Source organism: Mycoplasma sp. CSL10166, assembly GCF_017116885.1.
Taxonomy (GTDB): Bacteria; Bacillota_I; Bacilli_A; order Mycoplasmatales; family Metamycoplasmataceae; genus Mycoplasmopsis.
This window is the reverse complement of the sequence record NZ_JAFIRF010000001.1, coordinates 601,550-627,157: the sequence shown is the minus strand read 5'-3', so window position 1 is coordinate 627,157 and position 25,608 is coordinate 601,550. Positions and strand designations below refer to the sequence as shown.

General features: G+C 24.2%; 19 protein-coding genes and 1 tRNA gene. 7 read left to right on the top strand and 13 right to left on the bottom strand.

Annotation, left to right across the window (positions count from 1 at the left end; all coding sequences use genetic code 4):
• The first annotated feature begins 213 nt into the window (after positions 1-213).
• From JXZ93_RS02390 to JXZ93_RS02380, 3 genes are read left to right on the top strand one after another with little or no spacing between them, the layout of a single operon-like run.
• Positions 214-1,749 (top strand): hypothetical protein, encoded by a 1,536-nt coding sequence (locus JXZ93_RS02390; RefSeq protein ID WP_205852616.1) that lies wholly within the window; start codon positions 214-216, stop codon positions 1,747-1,749.
• 15 nt (positions 1,750-1,764) lie between these two features.
• The gene (gene thiI / locus JXZ93_RS02385) at positions 1,765-2,919 is read left to right on the top strand and encodes a tRNA uracil 4-sulfurtransferase ThiI (protein ID WP_205851668.1); all 1,155 of its coding nucleotides are present in this window, start codon (positions 1,765-1,767) and stop codon (positions 2,917-2,919) included.
• 49 nt (positions 2,920-2,968) lie between these two features.
• Positions 2,969-3,892, top strand: a complete 924-nt coding sequence (locus JXZ93_RS02380) for a site-specific integrase (protein WP_205851670.1) — start codon at positions 2,969-2,971, stop codon at positions 3,890-3,892.
• Between the two features lie 34 nt (positions 3,893-3,926).
• Here JXZ93_RS02380 and JXZ93_RS04240 read toward each other — a convergent pair whose 3' ends face one another.
• From JXZ93_RS04240 to JXZ93_RS02360, 4 genes are read right to left on the bottom strand one after another with little or no spacing between them, the layout of a single operon-like run.
• The gene (locus JXZ93_RS04240) at positions 3,927-7,514 is read right to left on the bottom strand and encodes a DEAD/DEAH box helicase family protein (RefSeq protein ID WP_205852615.1); all 3,588 of its coding nucleotides are present in this window, start codon (positions 7,512-7,514) and stop codon (positions 3,927-3,929) included.
• 15 nt (positions 7,515-7,529) lie between these two features.
• A complete protein-coding gene (locus JXZ93_RS02370; RefSeq protein ID WP_205852614.1) occupies positions 7,530-9,029 on the bottom strand; it encodes a phospholipase D-like domain-containing protein in 1,500 nt (499 codons plus the stop codon).
• 49 nt (positions 9,030-9,078) lie between these two features.
• The gene (locus JXZ93_RS04235; RefSeq protein ID WP_205851676.1) at positions 9,079-9,327 is read right to left on the bottom strand and encodes a DUF2188 domain-containing protein; all 249 of its coding nucleotides are present in this window, start codon (positions 9,325-9,327) and stop codon (positions 9,079-9,081) included.
• A 2-nt stretch (positions 9,328-9,329) separates the two neighbouring features.
• Positions 9,330-9,770 carry an RpiB/LacA/LacB family sugar-phosphate isomerase gene (locus JXZ93_RS02360; RefSeq protein WP_205851678.1) on the bottom strand — a complete coding sequence of 147 codons (441 nt, stop codon included), beginning with the start codon at positions 9,768-9,770 and terminating at the stop codon, positions 9,330-9,332.
• Between the two features lie 115 nt (positions 9,771-9,885).
• Between JXZ93_RS02360 and JXZ93_RS02355 the strand changes: the two genes are divergently transcribed.
• On the top strand, positions 9,886-10,578 hold the full coding sequence (locus tag JXZ93_RS02355; protein ID WP_205851679.1) for a pseudouridine synthase: 693 nt from the start codon (positions 9,886-9,888) through the stop codon (positions 10,576-10,578).
• Positions 10,579-10,635: 57 nt separating this feature from the next.
• Positions 10,636-11,736, top strand: coding sequence for a DUF3137 domain-containing protein (locus tag JXZ93_RS02350; RefSeq protein WP_205852613.1), 1,101 nt, complete (start codon positions 10,636-10,638; stop codon positions 11,734-11,736).
• Positions 11,737-11,867: 131 nt separating this feature from the next.
• Here JXZ93_RS02350 and JXZ93_RS02345 read toward each other — a convergent pair whose 3' ends face one another.
• Both JXZ93_RS02345 and metK read right to left on the bottom strand, forming a co-directional pair.
• Positions 11,868-12,233: a hypothetical protein gene (locus JXZ93_RS02345; protein WP_205851682.1), complete on the bottom strand. Its 366-nt coding sequence runs from the start codon at positions 12,231-12,233 to the stop codon at positions 11,868-11,870.
• A gap of 45 nt (positions 12,234-12,278) precedes the next feature.
• Positions 12,279-13,415: a methionine adenosyltransferase gene (metK, locus tag JXZ93_RS02340; RefSeq protein ID WP_205851684.1), complete on the bottom strand. Its 1,137-nt coding sequence runs from the start codon at positions 13,413-13,415 to the stop codon at positions 12,279-12,281.
• Positions 13,416-13,638: 223 nt separating this feature from the next.
• On the opposite strand from metK, the gene JXZ93_RS02335 reads away from it, so the two are divergent.
• Positions 13,639-13,712 (top strand) — tRNA-Trp (locus JXZ93_RS02335).
• 88 nt (positions 13,713-13,800) lie between these two features.
• Here the strand turns inward: JXZ93_RS02335 and rplT are convergent.
• The 5 genes from rplT to whiA all read right to left on the bottom strand — a co-directional run bounded on the left by rplT (position 13,801) and on the right by whiA (position 17,143).
• A complete protein-coding gene (rplT, locus tag JXZ93_RS02330) occupies positions 13,801-14,151 on the bottom strand; it encodes a 50S ribosomal protein L20 (protein WP_205851686.1) in 351 nt (116 codons plus the stop codon).
• Positions 14,152-14,211: 60 nt separating this feature from the next.
• Positions 14,212-14,400, bottom strand: coding sequence for a 50S ribosomal protein L35 (rpmI, locus tag JXZ93_RS02325; RefSeq protein ID WP_174892773.1), 189 nt, complete (start codon positions 14,398-14,400; stop codon positions 14,212-14,214).
• Between the two features lies 1 nt (position 14,401).
• A complete protein-coding gene (infC, locus tag JXZ93_RS02320; RefSeq protein ID WP_205851689.1) occupies positions 14,402-15,088 on the bottom strand; it encodes a translation initiation factor IF-3 in 687 nt (228 codons plus the stop codon).
• 150 nt (positions 15,089-15,238) lie between these two features.
• On the bottom strand, positions 15,239-16,102 hold the full coding sequence (locus tag JXZ93_RS02315) for a hypothetical protein (protein WP_205852612.1): 864 nt from the start codon (positions 16,100-16,102) through the stop codon (positions 15,239-15,241).
• A 186-nt stretch (positions 16,103-16,288) separates the two neighbouring features.
• Entirely contained in the window at positions 16,289-17,143 is an 855-nt protein-coding gene (whiA, locus tag JXZ93_RS02310; protein ID WP_205851692.1) for a DNA-binding protein WhiA, read from the bottom strand.
• A 382-nt stretch (positions 17,144-17,525) separates the two neighbouring features.
• On the opposite strand from whiA, the gene JXZ93_RS02305 reads away from it, so the two are divergent.
• Positions 17,526-21,482, top strand: coding sequence for a hypothetical protein (locus tag JXZ93_RS02305; protein WP_205852611.1), 3,957 nt, complete (start codon positions 17,526-17,528; stop codon positions 21,480-21,482).
• On the opposite strand, the gene JXZ93_RS02300 is transcribed toward JXZ93_RS02305, so the two are convergent.
• Together JXZ93_RS02300 and lon are read right to left on the bottom strand one after the other, a co-directional pair.
• Positions 21,477-22,970, bottom strand: coding sequence for an APC family permease (locus JXZ93_RS02300; protein ID WP_205852610.1), 1,494 nt, complete (start codon positions 22,968-22,970; stop codon positions 21,477-21,479). The two genes, JXZ93_RS02305 and JXZ93_RS02300, sit on opposite strands and share 6 nt — an antisense overlap.
• On the bottom strand, positions 22,963-25,602 hold the full coding sequence (gene lon / locus JXZ93_RS02295) for an endopeptidase La (protein ID WP_241007093.1): 2,640 nt from the start codon (positions 25,600-25,602) through the stop codon (positions 22,963-22,965). Before lon ends, JXZ93_RS02300 begins: the two co-directional genes overlap by 8 nt.
• Positions 25,603-25,608 lie beyond the last annotated feature (6 nt).

The window sequence follows — 25,608 nt, the reverse complement described above, 5'->3', positions numbered from 1 at the left end:
AGGATGGATGTGTAAGTGTAGTAATACATTTAGCTGACCATTACTAATAAATTGATAGGTTTAGAAGTTAAGATGTATTTAAGACATTTTAATGAATTATTAATTACTATTCAGTTTTCAAAGAATAAGCCCAGAAGGGCATTTTTTTATTCTATTAAATTCAAAAATATAATTTATAATTTAATAGCGTAAAATAGGAGAAATAAAAAAAGAATGGCATATATTTTATTTACTTTATTTAGTATATTATTGATATTTTTAATTATAGTTACTATTTTTTTTATAAAATCAATTTATATTGAAGTAAGTTCAAAAAGAAATCGAAAAATAACAGATGAGATTAGCAGATCTATGTATGAAAATGAAACGAATTTAACTAGATTAAAACTATTATCAAAAAATAACAATACATATGAAAAAATGTATAGTGAATTAAATGTTTATTATAATACTTTAACTAAATATTCAAGTATTTTGAGAGTTAATTTAGAAAGTTCAAATAATTATATTAGGGATAGGAAAACCAAAGAATTATTTAAAGTAAATATTACGCTTAAAAAAAATTTAAAAAAATTTAAAATTAATCAATTAAAGGCTAAGAATATAACTACTGATTTTCAAAAAACATACGAAAATATTGATGAATCTGTATCTAGAATAATTCAAGTTTGTGAATATTTGATAAAACGATTAGAATCTTTTGCTAATTTAGAATTTAAAACTGTTAATTATATTTTTAAAGAAGTTTTAAATCTTAAACGTGAAACAAAAGCTATACTTGATAAAAAAACCAATTCTAATATAAATGATTTGTTTACAATTGCAAGCGAAAAAGAAAAACATCTTTTAGAATTATTTAAATTAGAAAATAATCATTTAGCTATAGAATATATGCTTTTTGGTCCGTTTTTAACTTTTATAAAATCACAAAATGTATTTAGTAGTGAACAAAATAAAGTTATTGAAAAACATCTTAGGGAAATAAAAGAAATTTGAGTTGATAATAATTTTAATACCAAACTATTAATAGAAAAAATAAGAAGTTTATATTTTTATTTGAGTAATGTGTTTTTAGAATTTAAATTTAAATCCATCATTGACAATTTTAAAAAGAAAAATAATGAATCTATAATTAACTATATTTTTAATTTAATAGAGTCTAAAAGCAGGGAAATTTCCAAATTAAATCTTGAGTCTAAAAAAAGAATTAAAGATGAATTAAGTTTTTATTATGAAAAATTAAAAATATTCACAAAAGAAATAGATAATAGTTATTATTTATCTAGTTTAGAAGATTTAATAAATTCATTTAAAGAATTAGAAAGAAATGTTTATTTAATTTTGTTAGAAAATAAAAAAAATAGTACATGCGATATTAGGGACGAATTAAGTAACATAGAAAATTTATATTATATTGTGATTCAACATAAGTTTTTGCCTAAAAACAATAATACATTAGCAATTACAGATAACTTAGAAAATTTATATAAAAATATTCAAGTACAAACAGACAAAAATAAATTGAATGACTGAATAATTAATATTGAAAAGTTAATTATTTTTATTGGTGAAAACATTGAATATAAACAAATGTACGAGAAAATAATAGAATATGTTATTGATAATAAAAAATATAATGATAAAATTCAAGTATTAAAAAGTTTTTTGTTAAGTGCAGAAAATAACATTAAAAATTCAGACTATAAAGCCGCTTATAAAATAATGAAAAAATTCATTTTAACACAATAAAAAAAGAGGAGAAAAATGTATAAAAAAATTTTAATTAGATATGGAGAATTAGTTTTAAAAAAGAAAAATAGAAAGACGTTTATAAATCAATTATCAAATAATATTATACATATAGTTGGTCAAAAACCTAAAGTTGAGTTTGATAGAATGTATTTAGATTATAGTGAATTAGCCTTAGAAAGATTGCAATTTGTATTCGGGATAAGTTCTTACTCTCCAGTTATAGTTACCGAAAATAATATTGATAATTTTAAAGACGAAATTTTAAAATTGGTTAAAAAAGATTCTAAAACTTTTAAAATTGAAGCAAGACGTAATTTTAAGGGTTTTGAATTTAATTCATCTAATATAAATAATATTTTAGGTACTCATGTTCTAAAAAATACAAGTTTAAAAGTAGACGTTCACAATCCAGATCAAATTTTTTATGTTGAAGTTAGAAAAGAACAAACATATATTTTTTCTAACTATATCGAAGCTTTAGGGGGATTACCAGTAGGAGTGTCAGGAAAAGTGTTACACTTAATTTCAGGTGGATTTGATTCTCCTGTAGCTGCTTTTGAATTAATGAAAAGAGGTTTAAAAGTAGATTTTTTAACTTTTATGACACCACCACAAACTGATCAAAGAACAATCGACAAGATAAATACTTTAGTTAAAACTTTATCAAATTATCAAGTGACCTCCAATTTATTAATTGCTGATTATTCGTTTTTAATGAATTATATTTCTTTTGTTTCTAATGAATCTTATAAAATAACTTTAATGCGTCGTAGCTTCTATCGTATTGCTGAGCAAATTGCTAAAAAATATAATATTTTAGCAATTTCAAATGGAGATAATTTAGGACAAGTAGCATCTCAAACTTTAGAATCAATGTATACAATTGGTAGCGAGAGTTCTTTACCGATTTTGAGACCATTATTAACATTTGATAAGAACGAAATTATTAAAATTGCCAGGTTGATAAAAACACATGATATTTCAATAATAAAAGCTAATGAGACATGTGAGTTGTTTGCTCCTAAGGAACCAGTTACTAAACCTAAAATAGGAGTAGCTTTAAAATTAGAACAAGAACTTAGTCAAATTCCTGCTTTAGAATCAGAATTATTAGAATCTAAAATTGAACATATTAAAATTTCTATTAATTTAAATAAACCAAGCTAGCACTTGGTTTATTTAAATTTTTTCTCTCAAGTGGGTTAAAGGAGGAAAAATGAAAAAAACTGATCTTACATTTTCTGAATATTTTAAAAATTGAATTATTGTGTATAAGAAAGGTTCAATAACTAATATAAGTTACAGAAAATATGAACTAACATTAAAGTGAGTTAATAGAATTTCGCCAAATTTAAAAATGGAAGATTTAAATAGATTAGAATATCAAAAAATACTAAATGAATACGCTTTATATCATGAAAGACAAACAACCATGGATTTTCATCATCACTTAAAAGCGTGTTTGTTAGATGCTTTTGACGAAGGTTATCTAAGTAATGACCCAACACGAAAAGCAGTAATTAAAGGTATTCCGGAGAGAAAAAAGAAAATAAAATTTTTAAGTCAATTTGAATTACAATCTTTAATAAAAAAACTAAAAATACAAGGTTCTATTAACTATGATTGATTAATTTTACTTATTGCAAAAACAGGGTTAAGGTTTTCAGAAGCTTTAGCATTAACTCCAGCTGATTTTGATTTAAATAAACAATTATTAAACATAAATAAAACTTGAAATTATAAAGAATCTAAAGGCTTTGCACCAACTAAAAATAAAAGTTCTATTCGTAAAATTCAATTAGATTGATTGACGACTTCGCAATTTGCTTTTATGATTAAAAATCTGCCAAGTGATAAACCTATTTTTATTAAAAAAAGTGGAAAAATATTTAATTCAACAATAAATAATATTTTAGAGCGACGTTGTAAAAGTGCTGATGTACCAGTAATTACGGTTCATGGACTTAGACACACTCACGCTTCTATATTATTATATGCTGGAGTTTCGGTAGCCTCAGTAGCAAAACGATTGGGTCATGCTAGTATGAATACAACTGAAAGAGTTTACTTACATGTTATTAGTGAATTAGAAAATAAAGATATTGATTTAGTTATGAGATCAATATCTAATCTTTATTAATTTTTTTAAAACCCACTAAAAAAGTAACGTTAAGTTACTTTTTTATAATTGTTTCTAAAAAACTTTTAATACATTTTTTAGAGTTAATACCTGAAATTTTATATTTATTACCACCTCTAACGTCTTTTTTAAAGTTAAGTTCGCAAAAACTATAATATTCATTTAATATATCACTATCATCCTTTAAATTTTCATTTATCGCATTATAAATATCATTTAATTTTAAAAGTTTGTTACCGTCATCGGCATTATTATAATCGCTTATTAAACTTGCTATTTGTTCAATACTTAACCCAGTAGCCCTAGAAAATGAATTATATTTTTCGTTTATTTCGCTTTGAGCTCTTTCATTAAGTTTTTGTGAAACGACATTTTGAAGTTCGTATGTATTTTTAAAACTATATACATCTATATTTGATTTTATATAATCTTGGTCGTTATAATTATATTTAGATAAAAAATAATCAATATCTTCGATTTTATTTTTTTCATCATTCTCATTTTTTGATATTTTTTGCTCCAGAAGTTCGTAATCATATGTTTCGTCCGGTTTTTCTGAGAAAAATGATTCACTAGGACTTTCTAAAAAATAATCATTAGTTACATTATAAATATCATAATAATCATAATCATTAGATGTGTCAGTTATTTTAAGGATATCTCTAATTTCTTTTGCTCTACTTCTTATCGTGTCAATTCTTCTTAAAATTTTACTTGTGTCATCCAAATTAAAAATATTTTTAATATCGTTAATAATTTTGTTTTTATCTTCAATATCAAGATTACTAAATTTAATTCATGTTTTTAATAATATATCAGCATAATTTTTGAAGTTTTTAGCTTCCTTTATTATTTGAGTTTCTTTTTTTGTTTGCATATATTCTTGAATAGCTTCATTTAATCGTGTTGGAATTCTGTTATAATCATTTTTAAAGCCGATTTTTTTACTAATTTCATTTATTTTAATAAAGTTTATTTCTATTTGCTCTTTTATTATATTAGGTTTTAACTCTAAAAATCATATATTACTCTCATCGCCGCTATTTTGATTTGCATACTTTTTAAAAGCTTTTTCTAAAAGAAATTTCATATTTGCACCTTGTCGGAAAAATCTTATTTTACCATACTCTTTAGGTCTTCATATTTCTTTTTCTTTTTGGGTTTGTAATAAAACTCTATTAGTTCTAGAGATTGCTTGTATAAGTAAGTAGTCTTGGTTTATGTTTTTGTCAAAATAAATTGTGTCTATGTATTTTGAATCATAACCGGTCAATAATTGATCAACAACAATTAATAAATCTAATTTTTTAGAATAATCATCTTTAGATCTTACTTGATAATTTATACCTTCTTGTTTCAATCTTTTTAAAATATCTTCTTTATACTTGTCTTTTATTTGGTCTATTTTAAAATTTGTATTGAACATTTTATTATAATTTTTCAATAATTTATCGTAAAATTCGCTTCTTTCAATAACACCTTTTTCTGTGTTGGGTTCACTAAAATCAAATAGTAAAGTAAAGTTAATTTTACATTTAAATTCTTTTAGTTTTTCTTCGAATATATTATAGTATTCTATAGCATCATCTTTACTTTCTACTGCAAAAAGCGAACTATATAAACCACCATGATTTTGTTTATTTTGTATTGATTTTTTAATTAATTCTTCTACTATTCAATTTTTATAAGCTTTATTGTTATAAAAATTATTTTCATATAATTCTTTTTCTATTTTTAATGATTTTTCCATATTATGATTATTAGTATTAATTAATATATCATATTCATCTGCATCTACATCATTATAATTTTTAAATTTAATGTTATATTTATCTTCTATTATTTTTTTGCTTTTTTCAATTTCTTCAAGGTCATCTAACCCTGATTCGTTTTTCTCGATTAATTGTTTGTATTCATGATAAAGTGATTGTAAATCATATTCTTTTGTTTTATTTTTTTGTATATCTAGAATATTAGATGTATTTGTAAAGAGTTTGACTAGATATTTAGGATAATCAACAAATATTCTAAATGGTAAAACTTTCTTATCTTTTATTCCATCCTTAATTGTATAACTATGTATTAAACTACCAAAAATATCGTTAGTAGTTTGTTTTTCAAAATTATTGTTAACGTCATCATTAATTATGGGTGTACCAGTAAATCCGATAAATTTAGAGTTTGGAAACATTTCTTTGAAACTTTCAAACTGTATACCATCAGTAGATCTATGTGCCTCATCAAATATAAAAATGAAATCTTTACTTTTTGCTTTATTACTTTCTATTACCGAGTCTTTTTCGCTTTCGTACATCTTTTTAATTTTTTGTATTGTGGTTATTATTATTTTTTGATTATTAATAAACTGATAAGAGTTGAAATCGTTTTTACCTTTTACTTCTCTTTTTAGTTTATTAGTATTTTTTGTTGATACTATTTCGATATCTAATGAATTATTTGAAAATTTTTTGTATTCATCGTTAGTTTGGCTAGATAATGCTATTCTATCGACAACCATGAAAATTTTTTTGTTATTATACTTTTGTTTTAAAAGTTGAGCTAATTTGAAACTTGTTAGTGTTTTACCAGAACCTGTTGCATGTCAAACGTAACCTATTTTATTTTCGCCATCATTATTTCGGTATGATTTATCCATTCTTTCTAAAATATTATGAATTGCGTGGTATTGGTAACTTCTGAGTAAGAATAGTTTGTCATTTTCTAAGTTTTCAACTGTATATTTAGATACCATATCATGTATGGTTGGGATGTTAAAAAAATATTTAACTACTTCATGCCACTTATGAACTGGTTTATTTTCTTTATCCTTAGAATTTCAGGTTGTAAAATATAATCAATCATTAATAAAATTATCTGGAATATTTTTTTCATCAGTTTGGTTTGGGGTATAAAACATTTTATTTTCCGACATAACAGAAAGTATTTGAACAAAATTAAGCATTGTCATTTTTTTCTTTATTGAATTAAAATTAGATATACGTTTTTTGTAATTTTTGATTTGTTGGACTGCGTCTTTTATATTAGAACTTCTTAGTTTTAATTCAATTAGTAAAACTGGAATTCCGTTAATTAATAACATTATATCCGGTATTATTCCGTCAATATCTTCAAACTTAATTTGTCTTGCAATTTGATAAATTGGATCTTTAGTATTTAAGAAATTTCCTACACTATCATTATTTCCTATTATTTTTTGATTATTACCACCATTTTTAAATAAAACTAAAGAATATTTTTTATTATTTCCTTCATCTTTAAAATAATCAATTGGAGGCAATGAACCGTATTTTAATATTCCATTTGTTATTTCTGTTAATTTCTTATCATGTAATTCTTCTAGAATTCTATCAATGTGTTTAATTGTTAAATTATATCCATTTAAGTAATTTTTATTTATTCTATTAAGAATATTACACCAGTTTTGTTTTAAATCTTGTTCGGTTTTATTGTAAATTGTCTTAGTATATTGGTTAGAAGTTTGATTTAATGATTCTGTATTTTTGTCTACCCTATAATTGTATTCAAGCTGTTTTATTATTGCCTCTTCTAATTCTTTTTCTGAATTAAATCCAATTATATTCAAATTGTCATTGTCATTCATTTTTTCCTCATCTTTCTAAATTGTAGGTGATGTTCATATGAAAAAAAATCTTTCAAAAATGGTCCCTTTTTTCATTAATTCATGATTATTTTGTATATCTGTCGAATTTTTTTTATATTCGTTAAAAATATAAATAATGCTTTTTACAGATGGTCCTGAAATTATATCCATTGTTTCATATTGTGAAAACATGCTTCTTGCATCTAAATTACTTGTGCCTACTCATGCTATTTCGTCGTCGATAACCCCTGATTTTGAGTGTAAAAAGTGATCGTTATATATTTTAACTTTCATACCCAATTCCACTAATTGTTTAATCTGTCATAAACCAACCTTATAAACAAGTTTTTTATCTGGTAATCCAGGAAAAAAAATGGTAACATCAATGTTGTTTTTAAGTGCTAAAACAATTTCTTTAAACATTGCTTCTGTTATTGAAAAATATGGTGTAGCAATCTTAATAGATTTTTTGGCCTGACTAAAAAGTTTTATCCAAACTCTTTCTGCATTTGAATAGTCACATGATGGAGAATCAAAAATTAAAATAGATTCATTTTGTCCTTTTTGTTCCTTGTTAAATTTATGTATATAATTATTAATATCTAATTTTTCTCTTGTCACTATTTCTCAAAATTTAATAAAATGAATGTTGTAAGCGTTAACGTATTCTCCGGTTATTTTGTAATTTAAGTCAATTCAATGCCCGTATTTTGGAGATAATGATGCATATTCATCTGATATATTATTTCCTCCAGAAAAAACTTTTTTAGAATCTATTATTATGAATTTTTGATGATTTCTATAAAAAGACTTGTGAGTTATGAAAGGGTAATATATTTTTGCTATAAAATGTACTTTAACGCCAACTTTATTAAGTTTTTTTAATTCTTTCTTTAACTTTGGAAAAGCGCCAAAATCATCAATTAATCACTTAATTTCTAACCCTTCTTTCGCTTTTGATTTAATTAAATCTATAAATTCTCTTGAAATTTCACTTTTTTTAATTATATAAGTAATTATTAAAATGCTTTTTTTTGCGTTTTTTATATTTTTTTCTAAAGAATCATAAAATCTATAACCTTCTTCATAAAATTTATAATCAGCATTAAAAAGGGTATTATCGGTTATATTTTTTAATTGATTTAAGATGGAGTTATTACTTTTAATTTTATCTATTTGATCTATTTTATTTAAGTTATAACTATCTTCTTCAATTACTTTTAATTCGTTTTTATTTGGTTTGATTTTTCCTAAAGTAAAAAATATAGCTACACTAAAAATAGGTAATATTATCATTAAAAATAGTCATGAGAGCTTAATTTGAGAATTTCTTTTTTGAAATGCTATAACAAGTACCATTACTACATTTAATAAATAGTTTGTTCAAATGAATAAATGAACATAATTTGAGTTTATGTTATAAATTAAGAAAGAAATACCAACAAAAAAACAGCTTATGAAAATAAATTGAGCAAATATTATTAATAATCTATATAAATTTAACTTTCATATCATATTTATATTATATAAAAAAATAAACTATTAATTAGTTTATTGGTATAGTTTATTTCTTATATCCTTTTCCATCACGAATTCTACCGTTTTCTCCATGAATGTAATATGTTCCATTGTATTTTTTAGCTAGGTCTCTAGCGTATGGTATAGCTTCTTTTTGGGTATCGAAAGTTATAGTTGCTTTTTCAGCGCCTTCTCTATATACTCTTCATTTACCCTTTTCTCTATCTAATGTAATGTGTCAAACTGGTTTTAATTCTTTTTTTGCTGTTTCGCTTGTTTTTGTTTCTTTAGCCATTTTTATTTATCTAACTCCTCTATTCTTTCGATGTGTCTTCCACCTTCGAAATCTGTTTTTAAATATTCATCAATCATTTTAATTGCATCTTCAGTTTTTAGTTGTCTACCACCAAACACTAGAACATTTGCATTATTATGTTGTTTTGCTAAGTGAGCATCTTCAACTGAAGTAATTCTAGCAGCTCTTATATGTTTATGTCTGTTTAAAGCATATGAAATTCCGAGTCCTGTACCACATACTCCAATTCCAAAATCAGGTTTACGAGAGTTAATATATTCAGCTAATTCATTTCCTTGAGTTGCGTAACTAACTTTATTAACTCCGTTGTCCGGACCTAGATCTACTGTATCATAACCCAAAGATCTAACATATTTTTTAAGTTCTTCTTTAAGTTCGAAACCTGCATGATCAGAAGCTAAGGCTACTACTTTTTTACTCATATTTGCTCCTTTTATATTTTAAATCAATTAATCTTTTTAATTATACTAAATTAATCTTTTAAATTATTAATAAATTATTTTATTTTTTTCCATTTTTAAATAAAATAAGTTAGAAATGAAAATTAGAGTTGAAAAATTTTTATCAGAAAATACAAGTTATTCTAGAAGAGAAATAAAGAAATTTATATCAAATAGAAGAATAAAAGTTAATGACATAGTAATAAAAAAATCAGAGCAAATTCATTTTGATGATGTTGTTAAAATTGATAATCACATTATAAAAAAACAAGAACAATTTATTTATTTACTTTTAAATAAATCTTCAGGATATGTGTGTGCAAACATAGATAAAATAAATAAAACTGTATTTGATTTAATAGATTCTAGATATTTAAGTTACAAAGGAATTCATACGGTTGGTAGGTTAGACAAAGATACCGAAGGTCTTTTGTTAATTACAAATGATGGGGAATTAACTCACGAACTTTTAGCGCCTAAAAAACACGTTATAAAAAAATATTTTGTAAGATTGAACGGCAACCTAGATAATAGTCTAATAAAAATATTTGAAAAAGGATTTGATATAGGCGAAAAAAATATTACTAAACCTTCTACATTAGAAATTTTAAATAATAATGAGTGTTTTTTATCTATAAACGAAGGTAAATTTCATCAAGTAAAGAGGATGTTTTTGAAGTTTGGTTTAGAAGTTATTTATTTAAAAAGAGTTAAATTTGCTAATTTAAATTTACCAAAAGATCTAAAAAAAGGTGAATATATAGAAATAAAAAGAGATCAAATAATATAAATGATTATTTAATATAATATAATTTAAATATAATAACATATTTAATAAAGGAGTTTTATGAAAATAGTTGAAGATTATATGAATTTTAATTCTTATAAGTCTATAACAGATCAAACAGTTTATCCTATTTTTAAAAGCGCAATTGAAGAAGCGTTTTCGGACGAATCATCAATAAATAAAATGAGAAAAAACAGAAAAATATCAATAATACTTTTCATACTTTCTACATTTTCGTTTTTACTTGGTGTTTTGTTGCTTTTTGTAATTGGTTTTCAAAATGGAAAAAGTACTAATTTTATTGTCTTTTTAGTTTTTCTAATCTTAAGTTTTATATTAATGTTTGTTGGCATTGTTATATTTTGAAAATATAAAAAAACCTTAAACATGATAATCTCTAAAATAAGGAATTCAATTGACGTTGAAAAAATATACAATAAATCATTCAAAAAGGTAAATAATGGAATTAATTATTTATCTACAAAGGCAAATGTAGAATTTTTTTTAGATACCAAACAATTTAGTAAAAAGGAAATATTAGATAGTTCGCTTGATAGTGAAGAAATTATTACTTTTAATTTTGGTGTTCCAAATGATGCTAGAATTGTTAAAAAGTCTAAACAAAAATATTTATTAATTGATAATAGATATCCTGCATCATTTATGAATGTTCTTTATCTTCAAATAGTTAGAAATTCAAAAGGTCAAGTAGTTTCAAGAAGATATTTCGAAAGAGGCGTTTTAAAAATTGATACAAGAAACTTGGGTGATAGAGGTTTCGAATTTACTTTATTTAAAGGGGGATTGTTTAGTAAGAAACCAATAAAATTAGAAAATAAAGAATTTAACAAGAAAATAAGGTTAGTAGCAGATGATGAACTAAAAGCTAGACAAATGTATACACCACTTTCAATGGAGTTATCAGTTAAAAGGGTGGAGGATGTCCATGGTTCTATAGTTAATTCTATGTATGTAACTTCAACAGGTGATTCAATTTATTTTGAGTACTCTGTACCTATGAATTTTATGGAGTTAGATATTATTCCATCTATAAATAAAAATAAAATTTTAAATTCAATGTATAATGACTTTTTATATGATACATATACTTTATATTGAATATTATCGATAATTTATATACCAATTTATTTAGACAAATAAAACAAAAATCCAAATATAGTTTGGATTTTTTAAATAAAAAAAACCTTCTTAAGAAGGCTTATTTGACACAAGGAAATTAAATTTCTCTCGATGTCGGCTCAAAGGTATTATACTATATTAATAAATTATTTTTAGAATTTTTGAAGAAAATCTTTATATTCTGCTAAAACGTCTAGTAGATCGTAAACACGAGTTTCTTTTTGTTGAATTTCTTGATAAACTTGTTCACTTGTATTTTGTTGCAATATTATTTCTTCTTGTTCTTGAACTAAGTTCTCTTCTTTTGTGTCTACTTCTTTTTCTTGGTAACCAACTCTAGTTTGTTCGATGACTTCATGTTTTTTATCTTCTAGTAATTGGTTAGCTATTTTGTTTGCTATTCCTTCATCTTCACAACGAACTCCGCCAACTGGCTCATATACTTTCTCTTCGCGTGTTTCCATTGTGTTTGAAGCACTAGCTTCACGACATGCTCTTTTGTTGCATTCTCTATTCATGATTTCTCCTTAAAAATGTTTTAATATAAATTAATTTTACTCTTTTTACTGATATTTTTTTAATAATTTTAATATTTGATCTACTTTATTTGTTTTTTCTCATGGTAAATCCAAATCATCTCTACCAAAATGTCCGAAATAAGAAGTTTTAGCATAAATTGGATGTCTTAAATTTAGAGATTCTATTATTCCTTTAGGGCTTAAATCAAACGATTCCATAATTATTTTTTCAATAATTTCTTTTTTAACTGTTTCTGTTCCGAAAGTTTCTACCATTACTGAAACAGGTTGAGATACACCGATCGAATATGCTATTTGTAATTCGATTTTTTTGGCTAATTTAGCTGCAACTATATTTTTAGCGATTCAACGAGCTGCATAAGCTGCGCTACGATCAACTTTTGTTGCATCTTTACCACTGAAGGCTCCGCCACCATGTCTTGATGCTCCTCCGTAAGTATCTACAATAATTTTTCTACCAGTTGAACCAGTATCACCAATTGGACCACCTATAACAAATTTACCAGTAGGGTTGATTAAAATTTTCTCAGGTAATTCAAGTTTATACTCTTCTAAAACAGGTTTGATAATATTATTTTTTATAAAATCTTTAAATTCATTTTCAACAAAATTAGCTGAGTGTTGTATGCTAATTAATATAGTATCAACTGTTGTTTTTTTAGGATCAGTATAATCTAGCGTAACTTGAGATTTCATATCAGCTCTAGCTCATTTAAAATCACCACTTACTCTTAATTCTTCAGCTCTTTTTACTAATTTGTGTGCAAGAGTTATTGCTAAAGGCATAAATTCTTTAGTTTCATCAGTTGCAAAACCGAACATAATACCTTGGTCTCCCGCTCCGATTTCATCATTTGATAATTCTACACCTTGGGATATATCCGGACTTTGTTTTTTTATGTCAGTTATAAAGCTTGTCTCGCTTGTATAATAATCAAATGTTTTTAAAATATTTTTAGCAATTTCAATAACATCTACTTCTGCTTGTGAATTAACTTCACCAGCAATAAAAATATTGTGACCACTTGCCATAGTTTCGATTGCTACTTTAGCTTTAGGGTCCCGCATTAAATATGCGTCTAAAATTGAATCTGAAATTTGATCACATACTTTATCAGGATGACCACGTCCAACAGATTCACTTGTAAATAGTTTTCTCATTTTTTTTACTTCCTTTTTATATATTATTTAGAAGCATTAGGAATTGTCGCATGTTAAGTTAATTATGAATTAACTTCTGACTGACCACCTTGCTATAATTGTAGGTTGGTAATGGTTTATATCACAGTCTGAACCATTCTCTATATGCTTACGTTAAAGTTCATATATTATAACATAAATAATATTAATTAGAAATTTTAATGTTATAATTATATTATTACGAGGGGGTTTAGTATAATGGTAGTGCTATGGTCTCCAAAACCAAAAGTAAGGGTTCGATTCCTTTAACCCCTGCCAAAAATGTAATTTGTATCAAACTTATTTATATAGTTTGATTTTTTTATATAAAAAAATCAAGTAACAAATACTTGATTTTTGCTATTATCTAAGCTTCCTTAGAGATTTTAATTAACATTGAAAATGTTTTTGGTTCGTTAATAGCTAATTCTGAAAGCATTTTACGGTTAATTGTAACGTTTGCTCTTTTTAAACCGTTAATAAATCTTGAATAACTTAAACCTTCAGCTCTTGTAGCTGCATTAATACGAGCTATTCATAATTTACGGAAATTTCTTTTAACTTGTTTACGATCTCTAAATGCGTATGTTCATGATTTAACAACTGCTTGTTTAGCAACTTTGTAACCGATTGATTTGTGTCCAAAGTATCCTTTAGCTAATTTTAATCATTTTTTACGTCTTGCTCTTGTAACTGTACCACCTTTAACTCTTGCCATAATATATTTCCTTTCTAATTTATGTAACTAAATAAATTTTTACAAAATAAATTAACAAGATTAAAACATTGCTTTAAATCTTTTTAAGTCACTTTTTGACATAAGTGTAGCTTTACGAGATTGACGCTTTTGTTTTGTGGTTTTATTTTGTGCTAAGTGTGAACGGTATGCTTGTTCTCTAAGAACTTTACCTGTTCCTGTAACTTTAATACGCTTTTTTAAAGCGCTTTTAGTTTTCATTTTTGGCATTTTATTCTCCTTCTTTAGAATCGCTATTTGATGAATTTTCATCAGAAACTTGATTCTTTTCTTTTAAATATTTAGCGATTTTAGTTTTATTTGGTTGGAGATTCATATCTAAAAATCTTTCATTCACTAATTTTGGCTCGGTTGTTTTATCTGCAATCGCCTCAACCTTTGAATAAAATCTATCTAAAACATTTATACCAAGATCTTTACGCCCTAATTCACGACCTCTTAATTTAACAGAAACTTTAATTCTATCACCTTTAAGTAAAAATTCTGTTGCCTTTTTACTTTTTGTTAATAAGTCGTTTTCTCCAATCATAGGAGTCAAACGAATCTCACGATTTTGTATATTGGTTTGTTTTTCTTTAAGCTCTTTTTGTTTTTTCTTTCGATCGTATTTAAATTTACCGTAGTCTAAAATACGAGCAATTGGTTTAGGTTCAACGCTAATTAAAACTAAATCCATTTTTTGGTTTTTAGCTCTTTCAATAGCTTCAGAAGTTGACATAACACCAACTTTGTTACCTTCACTATCAATTAAGAAAACTCTAGAATATGGAATGTCTCTGTTTACATAGTGGTTAGATTTTGGTTTTTTTCTTTTGTCTTGAATAATAATAATTCTCCTTAAAATAATAAGTAAAAAAGTTTCATTCGCTCTCGCCAAAAATGTATCAAATAGATACATTTAATTGTAGCAAAACCCAAGGATATAGTCCATCAGGTGAGAAGTGATTCTACTTTCTGCAATTAAATTTTTATATTGCTTATTTATTTTATCATATTATATAAAAAATAAAATTCTAATTTTAATTATTTAAATAGAATTAAGGTATTTTTAATTTTCATTTTTTAATCTTCAAATATCTTTTGTTCCGTCGATTAAACCAGATTTTACATTATCTATTTCAAATGAGTTTAAAAGCATTGGTAATAAATCCAAATGATATGAAATTAAAGCTTTTTTGTATGTGTCGTTTTCTTCAACTTTTAATTTTTTAAATTTTTCTATTAAATTTTTTATTTTTTCTTTTAAAAATTTTATATCATTTGATTTTTTATATTCTTCGCACTCTTTTAAAATTTCTTCATCAATTGGTTTTTCTTCTGGTTGGACTTGCTCATTCTCTTGAATTTCATCTTTATTTTCTTTTTTTATATTTCGATGATCTTCAATCTCTTGTTTTTGTTTGCTTTGAGAATCGAGTTTTTTGTCTTGAACTTTATTTTGCTCTGAAGAATTGTTTTTTAATATATTATTTTGATTTTTATTTTCTTCAGTTGATTTAGATTGTATATTTTCATTATTATTTTGCATTGGATTAGTCTTAATTGTTTTACTATCTTTATTATTTGTATTATTTCTATCTAATGCGCTATTTTGATTATCTATAGTTTTATCGTTATTTTGTTTTGTATTTTTTTTATCATTTTTTTCTATTTTGATATCTTTTTCAAGAATTTCTTCTGTACTTTTTTTGATATTTTTATTAATTGTTTCTTCATTTTTATTTGTTTTGTTAGTTTCTGATAGATTATGATTTATGTCGCTTTGATTATTTGATATTTTATTTTTTTCTTTATTCGAGTTATTTTCTTCTTTTTTTTCATTTTGATTTGAACACGAAATGACGCTAATTAAAGAATATGATGAAAATATAGTTGAACCTATAAAAATAAAATATTTTTTAACTTTATTCATTTACTTTCTCCTTGTTTATTTTTATTTTTGAAAATTATATTAAAAAAAGGAAGGTCGTAAATTTAAAAAATAATACTTTAAAGTATAAAAAACAAAAAATAAAAGTTTTTAATCAAGTAAAATGCATTTTTTTGTTTTTTAATAAAGATTTTCATTACTAATAAAAAATTAGATCATAAAAATTATTTATTTTTTATGATCTAATACTATATTATTTAATTTTCTTAATCAATGATTTAAACCGCTTTTAGTTATTACTATATTATGCTCTTGCTCCAATTTTTTAACCATTTCATTCATTGAAATTCATGAGTTTTCTAATTTGATTCTAAAGAAAACTAATTGGTCATCATTAAACATATTTATCAAGTTATTTTCGAAGATATAGTTGATATTCTCTATGTGTTTTATGGAGCTATTAGCAATTTTTTGAAGGTTAGAAATATCTATATTATTTATTCTGTTTGAAACATTTTCAATATCTCTGGTTATTTTTAAATTTTGTAATTCAAATCATGATTTTTTTGCACCTATAGCAGATAAAAAATCTAATAATTCATCAATTTTTTTAGTGTAGGCTAAAAATCTATTTCTACGTTTTAATACTTGAAAATTAAAATCATATTTATTTAATTTTTTAATGATCATTTCGGTATTTTGAATAGAATGAGTTGAAATTTCTAAATGATAAGAAGTTGAATTTTTATCAGAAATGCTCCCACCACCGCAAAAAACACCAGCAAAAAAACTTGTTAACTTTTCTTCTCAATTTTTATCGATTATTTTTTTGTATTCTTGGTTAGAAATATAGATTTTATTTTTTAATATTTTGTAAACGCTAATTTTTAATTTATTTAACCTTGATATAACTTTATTTAAAATATAGTTATTTTTTATTGTTATGATTTGAAAATCATCTTTTTCTATTGCGTTAGAAAAATACAAACCATATAAAAATGATTTTATTTCTTTTGTTTTAGTTATGTTGTTTATTATTTCCTTTTTTATTGTTCAGGAAAATGAGCTTTTATATTTTTCCATTGTGTTTTTATTTTATAATATTTAGTTTTTTTAAAAAGAAAAATAAATTTAATTTAAAGTAAATTAATAAATAATGACAAAATATTGTTTTTTAATGTAAAATTAAATTGTAAGATTTATATTTTTAAAAATAATGCAAAAATATAGTAAATTAAGAATAAAATTTGTATTAAATATGTTGTAAAAAAACTTTTTAATTTTGAAAATAATAAGAAAATAAACAATCGACATGGTAAGGTCGTTTTTTATTCACATTATTTATAAAAAACAAATTTAATTTTTATAGTTGAAATATATTATAAATAATATTCAAATTTAAGTTATATAATTAAGTACTATTTTCTCAATAATAATATTTGACTTGCAAAAATGAAGGAGATATATGAAAAAGAAATTGTTCTTTTGGTCTTTTATTTCGATATTAACTTTGCCAATTGTTTTATCAAGCAGTATTTCAGTTAACAATAAAACGACTTATTTAAAAAAAAGTTTATCACATATTGATGGACCTGAAATAAATGTTAGTGATTATTTAGCTACTGATTGAATGAAGGATATACCTGATAACAGAAGCTTATTTTCATTGAGCATACCAGGAACACACGATTCAACTATGTATAACGGATGAGGTTTTTTTTGGTCTATTGGAGGTCGTTTATTAGCTAAAACCCAATATTTTAATTTTGAAGACCAATTAAAATTAGGTGTAAGGGCTTTTGACTTAAGAATGCAAAATGATGGTCGTTTAGTTCATGGTAGTATCCCATCGGATCAATTTATAGATAAGGCTTTTCAAGAATATGTGAAATTTTTAAATGAGCATCCTAGTGAATTTATTATAGTTAGAATAAAAGATGAAAATTTTAACGTAAATAACGAAAAATACGCTAAAGAAGCTAATCAAATTTACCAAAAAACTATATTTAGAGACTACTACGATTATATTTATAATCAATCCGGTGAAAATGTAGATACTTTATCTAAAGAAAAAGGTTTCAATATAGGTCAATATAGAGGAAAAATAATAGTATTAAATCACTTACATCATAAAATTAATCGAGATACTGTTGGTGGTTTTCATTTTAGAGCAATTACTGACAATTATGTTGTTCAAGATAAATATGACGGAATTAATTCGAGTGAAGAAAAAGTAAAGCATATTACCGATCATTTTCAAAGAACTAATAATAAAGGTTACCGTGATAATAGATTATATGTCAATTTTACTTCATATGCTAGTGGAAGACAACCTAACACTTCATCAAATGAAGTAAATCGAAAAGTAGCTGATTATATTAATAATCATAACGAACTTTCTACACTCGGTGTTGTATTTAGTGATTTTCCTGGTCCTTCGCTTATACAATCTATTTATAGGACCAACTTTAATTATACGGACACTATAATTAATAATAATGTTTTAGGCCCATTGGTTAACAGTTTACATTTCGACAAAGTATATGATAGAGATAATAAAATAACATTAATAACATCTGATAATCCAAAATCATATCAAAACCTGCATATCGAATTTGATATAGATGGCAATTTAATATCTAAAGTAATTCCTTCCGAATATAATAGTAATAAATTCGAAATAAATATTGAAAATCAACTTAAACACCCTCAAATAATTAAAGTATCAGCATATAAAATGACACCAAATGATGGTTGATTTGCGCAAAGAAAATACAATGAAATAAATATAGATTTACCGGTCGAAACAAATCAATTTATTATAAAAAGAAATGAATTGATTGATGCTATAAATAAACTAAAAATTGACTATGGTTATAATAAAAATTATTCATCTATTGTTAGATATTTAAATGATAAATTTAGCATCCCGCTCGAAAATATAAAAAACAATGATAGTTTAAAACTAGCGGAATTAACAGATAATTTTAATTCAATTAAAAATCAAATTAACCAAGAGTTATTATTGTTAAATAATATAGATGATAATTTATTAATTTTAAATACAAAAAGAGATCAAATAAATAATATTTTTTCTAATCAAAAGATAACTGAGATCAATAATTTAAAAAACAATATCATAGAAAAAATAAATTCTTTATTCAATAATAGAGTTAACTATATATCAAGTAGCGAAATGAATAATTTATTTTTAGAAACATTAAAAAAAGATGAAATATCTAAAATTGTGCCTAAAATTATTGATGAGTTTAATAAATATAATTTTAAAAATCTTAAACTAGATTTCAAAAAAGAGAACCCCGATTTCAATTTTGCAAAAGAGCATTGAAATAGTAAGATCAACGAAACATTATTGATTCCAGATGAAATAATATCTAAAATTCAAATCACAACAAGTGTTGATGAAATTAATTTAATTTCAAAACAAGAATATAATCATTTAAAAGAAAAAGCGAAGTTGATGCAAGATAATATTAATAGTGCAAGGAAAAATATTGTCGAAATTAAAAATTTTTTAAGCAGTGATGGAAATTTCATTTTTAAAGATTTTTTTAGAAATGAAATTATTGATAATATCTCAAATCTTGAATCCTCAAATTTAATAATAGAATTAGTAAATTCATATAAATTAAAATTAAGTGAATTAAAACAAGAAGTAAAAAAAGCAGAAGAATATGATTCGAAAAATAGTTCATTTAATAATCTAAATAATAGAAATTTTCAAAATGCATTAAACGAAATTAAAAATAAGATAAATGAGCCAAATTCACTTTTAGATTTAGATTACATAAATAATAAAAAAGAAGAAATAGTTACTTTATTACAAAAAGCTAAAAAATCAAACAATCTTTATTCATATATTATTAAAAGGATAAATGATAGTGATAAGTTGTATGAAGAGTGAAAAGAAAAATTAGTTTCAAGCTTAAATAATATTTTTGATGTTAACGAAAGTAATTTAGCTAATTTTATTAAAAAATTAGATAACTTAGAAGAAGAAAATTTCTTATATAAATTATCTAACTTAGAATATTTAAATTTTTCTCAAAAAAGTCATCTATCCGGTGAAATGAAAAAAATAATTGATATTGATGCTCTAAAAAACAAATTAAATGATGCATCTTTATTAAACAAAAAAATGAATCAATTAAAACAGTTGTTTTATGAGTTTTCGAATTATGATTTAGAAAAAGGTTATGGACTTCTTGAGCATGAAAAACAAGTTGATTTTTCGAATAAATATAACGAAATTAAGCAAAAAATAAGCCGAGATATTGACATTAAAACTGTGAATAGTTACATTAATTTTCTAAACAATTATATGTTAATTTTTAATGGTGAAAAAGTAATATCTAACTTAAGAGATAGAATTGCTAAATCAAATAAACTATATGAATTTGAAAAAAATAATTTAAATACTATTTTGAGCAATGTTGATAATAGCGAAAAGCTTCAAGAAATTAAAGATCAGATAAGTATATTAGAGGAAAAAAATATAAAAAATAATGATGAAAATATATTTAAGCAACTCTCTAATGAACAAAGAAAAAATGCATTATACGAATTGAATAATTCTGTAAATGAAGAAAATTATCTTTCAAATAAACAAAAATATTTAAATTTAGATAATTCTATTATAATTTCTGAAGAACTTTTTAAAAATATAGAAAAAATTAAATTAGAAGATAGGTTTTTGAATAATTATGATGAAATTAAAGATAACCTTTTAAATAAGGTTTCTGAATTAAGAGAAATTTATAAAAAAAGTAATAATTATATAGAAATAGAAGAAAAAATTAGAGATATAAATTATTTTTTAAGCAAATTAGAAGATGAGTCTATAAAATTCAAACACGAGAATTCAAAAGATAATATTGTTATTTCCGAGAATAATAATAGTAAAGAAAACGAATTAGATAATTCAGACAAGATCAATGATGATAATTTAGTTACCATAGATGGTGCTAGTGATAATAACTATAATGATAATAATAGTGATAAAAAAGTAGATTTAGAAGTTCCGAATAATGGAACAAATGAAACTAATGTTGATAGTAATGGACTAGATAATAATAAATCAATTGACAAAAACTCAAACGATGATTCAATCGAATCAATTAACAAAACAAAAAATAATGAATTTAAGGATCAAAATTCAAGTTCAGTTAGTGAAACAAAAAAAATTTTACCTCAGAAAAAAGACAAAATAAGTGACACTAATTCAAAAAAAACAGAAAAAGAAAAAGAATTTGTAATTAATTCGGAGTTTAAAAACGAAGTAAGAAGGTGAAATAATAGTTACTTTTATTTGCTTCTAATTCCCGTTGGGCTATTCATTTTATTGTTAAATATTATTATGATATTGAAACTTAAAAATAAAAAGAAAAATTCAAGTTTATAAAGACTTGAATTTTTTATTATTTTTTTGACTAATTTTTTTATTGTATACACTTCATGTTCACTTAAATAAAAATCCTATTAATATGAAAGAAAAATAAATTACAAAAACAAATGTATTTTCACTTTTTCATGAGTCGTTTATTATGAATGGAAAAATTATAATAGATGTAATTATAAATATTCATATTACATTTATTGTGTAAATAATTTTTTCTCAAAAAGGTATTTTTGGTATTATTTTTTTTCTATCTAACATAAAGGCAACTATGTATGTTAACATATCTTCAATCAATAAAGCTATACTATTAACGATTATAACAGCATTAAAATATGGATTTTCTGAATTTTCATCTGTTAACAATATTGGTAACAATCATAAAATAACCATTGATATAAAAGTAAATATACCAGTGAAAATTATTGCATTATGAAATTCTCCTTTTTTATTTTGCTTAGCAAAAAAAGGACTAATATGATTGTCTTGTGATAGAGGTATTAACTTTCTCGCTGTAGAAACAGTTTGTGAAATTTTATACCCAATATCATTTGAAATAAAACCTACTATGAATAAGATAACCCCGAAAATACCAAGGCCTCTTGTATAACTTGTGTAAAAGGAAGAAAAATTACTATACGATGACAAATCTTTTATTCCCATTATAAAAGTATAGAATAATAAGTAAATTATTAACACTATAGAAATTGATCAAAACAATACTTTTCTGAAGTTTTTAAATTTAACATCTTTTGTCATTGAAGCCATATCTTCAATTCCGGCAAACGAAAATATAAAAAGTATTATATTAGTAAAAATTAGTTTCGGAGTAATTCTTATATTGATTGTATTATTTATATTTTCTTTATAGCCTTCTAAATATGTGTTTGTCAAAGCATTATCCATAAAGGTTAAGTATATTAATATTATTAACCCAATCCCTAGAAAAATTCATTTAATTATGCCTGTCAAAAATACTATTTTAGTATTCAATTTCAACCCAAATGTAGATATAGCAATCAATAATGCAAAAAATATGAATGATATAATCCTAATAATTCAGACTATAGTTGAATAATTAGGATTATCTTTCGAAATTACTAACTCAATTATTGTGGAAAGAAATAGCGGTGATATTGAAGATAAAACAGGCGATTGAATAAATTGATTTCATCCAATAAAAAAGTTAAAATGATTTAATAGTTTCTGTTTTTTTGGTATTGTTATCTCTATATTATTTTCTTTTTTGTAAATATCATTTTCTAGTTGTCTACTAAAGGCGTAAGAACCGCCATAGTGTTCTTTGAAAGAATTAGCCAACCGCGAAAAAACTAAAGATGTTCCAAAAATAGTTAAAACGGATATTAATATTATTAAATATCCGTAAAATCCTAGATTTCAAACATTTGCTATTGTAGTTAGAAAACCCAACCCAATTATGAAATTGATTGTAAATAAAGTAAAAGATTTTTCACCAAAATGCTTTTTACTCATTATTTCCAGTTGTTATTACTTTTTTAGGTTTTTTGTTGTTGAAAATTACATCATATATTTCTTCATAATATTTAACAGGGATATATGTTATTTTTTTCTTTATTTCTTCTGGTATTTCTAATAGATTAGATTCGTTTCCGAATGGGATAAATACGTACTTCAATTTTTTCTGTGTTGCTGCAAATGATTTTTCTTTCAAGCCACCTATATTTAAGACTCTACCTCTAAGTGTAATTTCTCCAGTCATTCCGTAATAATGAGGAACAACTTTACCGCTAAGTGCTGAAATTAATGCGGTTGTAAATGTTACACCAGCACTTGGTCCGTCTTTTGGTGTTGCACCTTCCGGTACGTGAATATGAATTGTATTTTTATCAAAATCAAAATCTTTGATTCCGAATTTTTCTGCATTAGCTTTAACGAAAGATAAGGCAATTTTTGCAGACTCTTGCATTACATCTTTTAATGAACCTGTTAACTTTATTTCGCCTTTTCCCGGGTAAGTATTTACTTCGATTTGAAGCGATGTTCCCCCAACTGTTGTGTAAGCTAATCCATTAACAACACCCGGAACTTGATAATTATCTTCTTCATTATCTTTGTAATATTCAGGCCCTAATAACTCTTTTAATGCTGAAATTTCAACTTTATATTTTTTAGTTTTAGTTTCATTTTTATCTAAACTTTTTAAAGTGAATTTACGAGCAATTTTATCTAGAATACGTTTTAAACCACGAACTCCCGCTTCAATTGTATAGTTTGAAATTATATATTCAAGGGTTTTGTCGCTAATATTTAAAAATCCATTTTTCTCACCAACTTGTTCTACAACTTTTGGTAATAAATGCTTTTTAGCTATGTTCATTTTTTCTGAAAGAGTATAAGCTGAAAGCTCAATAACTTCAATTCTATCTCTTAATGCGTGCGGAATTGCATCGTAATAATTTGCTGTGGCGATAAATACAACTTTAGATAAATCGTACTCATGTTCAAGGTAGTGGTCTTGAAATTTACTATTTTGTTCGGGATCTAAAACTTCCAACATAGCTGAAGCAGGATCTCCTTTGTTTGTCGACGCCATCTTATCGATTTCATCTAATAATACAACAGGATTTGAAACTCCAGCTTGTTTAATTCCTTTAATAATTTTTCCAGGCATTGCACCTACATATGTTCTACGATGACCTCTTATTTCAGATTCATCACTAACTCCTCCTAGAGAAATTTTTACAAATTTTCTTTGTAATGATTCTGCAATAGCTTTAGAAAGTGAAGTTTTACCTGTACCGGGTGGACCAACTAAACAAATAATAGGAACATTATTAAATGTTTTTTGGCTTTCTTTTTCGTTTTCTTTAAAAAGATTTAAATCTATTTCGTTATTATTGTCGTATTTAATTTTTTTGTCAACATCTATTTGGTTTTGTTTAATTTTAATTATTACGGCAATATATTCCAATATTCTCTCTTTTACCTTATCTATACCGTAGTGATATTTATCTAGTGTTTTTTTAACATGATTAATGTCTAGATTTTCTATTTCTGTTAATCTTCATGGTAATTTTTTCAATAAACTTACATATGTTTTTGAAATATTAGCTTCTGGAGAAGTAGGCATCATTTCAGAAATTCTTTTTGTTTCTTCTTTGATTAATTCACGAATAGATGAAGGATATCTAAGATTTTTATTTTTGTCTTTCAATAATTTTAAATATTCATCTTCATCTACAGGAACTTTCATTTCTTCAAGTTCGTCTTGGATTGATTTTAATTTTTCTCTTAAAATAAATTCTTTTTGTTGGTTTGTTAGTCTAGTGTTCATCTTGTCAGCAATCATTTTTTCTGTCATAAAATTTTCTGTAATAATTTCTGTAATTCTTAATATTATTGCTTGAACATTTAATCTATTATATTCTAAAAAGAGATCTAGTTTTTCTCTAACTTCTTCATTAACTATTGAAAGAAGAGAATTTAAAAATGTTAGTTTTTCATCGTAAGTTGTTAAATTTTCGCTAATGCCGAAATCTAACATAAATTTTAAAAACTCATTGTATGTTCATTTTTTGTTTGTTGATCTTCTTGTTGCAAATCAAATTTTTGTTATTTTACTATCTTCTACTATTGTTTGTATTTTTTGTAATTCTTCAGTAATTTCATCATTAGAAATAGTTACGTCAATATTCGTTGATATCGCATCATTATTACTTGATAGGTAAATTATTTCTCCTGAAGAAACGGGTATGTAGTTTTTAGATTGTAGATCAGCGATATTTTTTTTGAAAAATTCAAAATTGACAAAACTGTCTTTTTTTATTTTTAAATCGTTTTCAATTTGTGCAAAACCATAATCATCAAATTCAATGAACGCAAGTGCTTTAAAAACAAATTTAAAGTCATTAGAATCTTCTAATTTCGCGATATCTAATATTTCCGCATAAATACCACGATGTAGTAAATCATCTTCAAAATCTTTAAATGCAAGAGCAATTGGTTTGTTTTGCTTGTAATGTTCGAATACCAATGATTCATCTGACATGGAGTCACTATTTACTACCAATTCGTGGATAGCACTTGGGTAAGTATATAATTGTTCATTTAATACTATTGTTGTGAAATAATTTTTCTTTTTCATAACTCT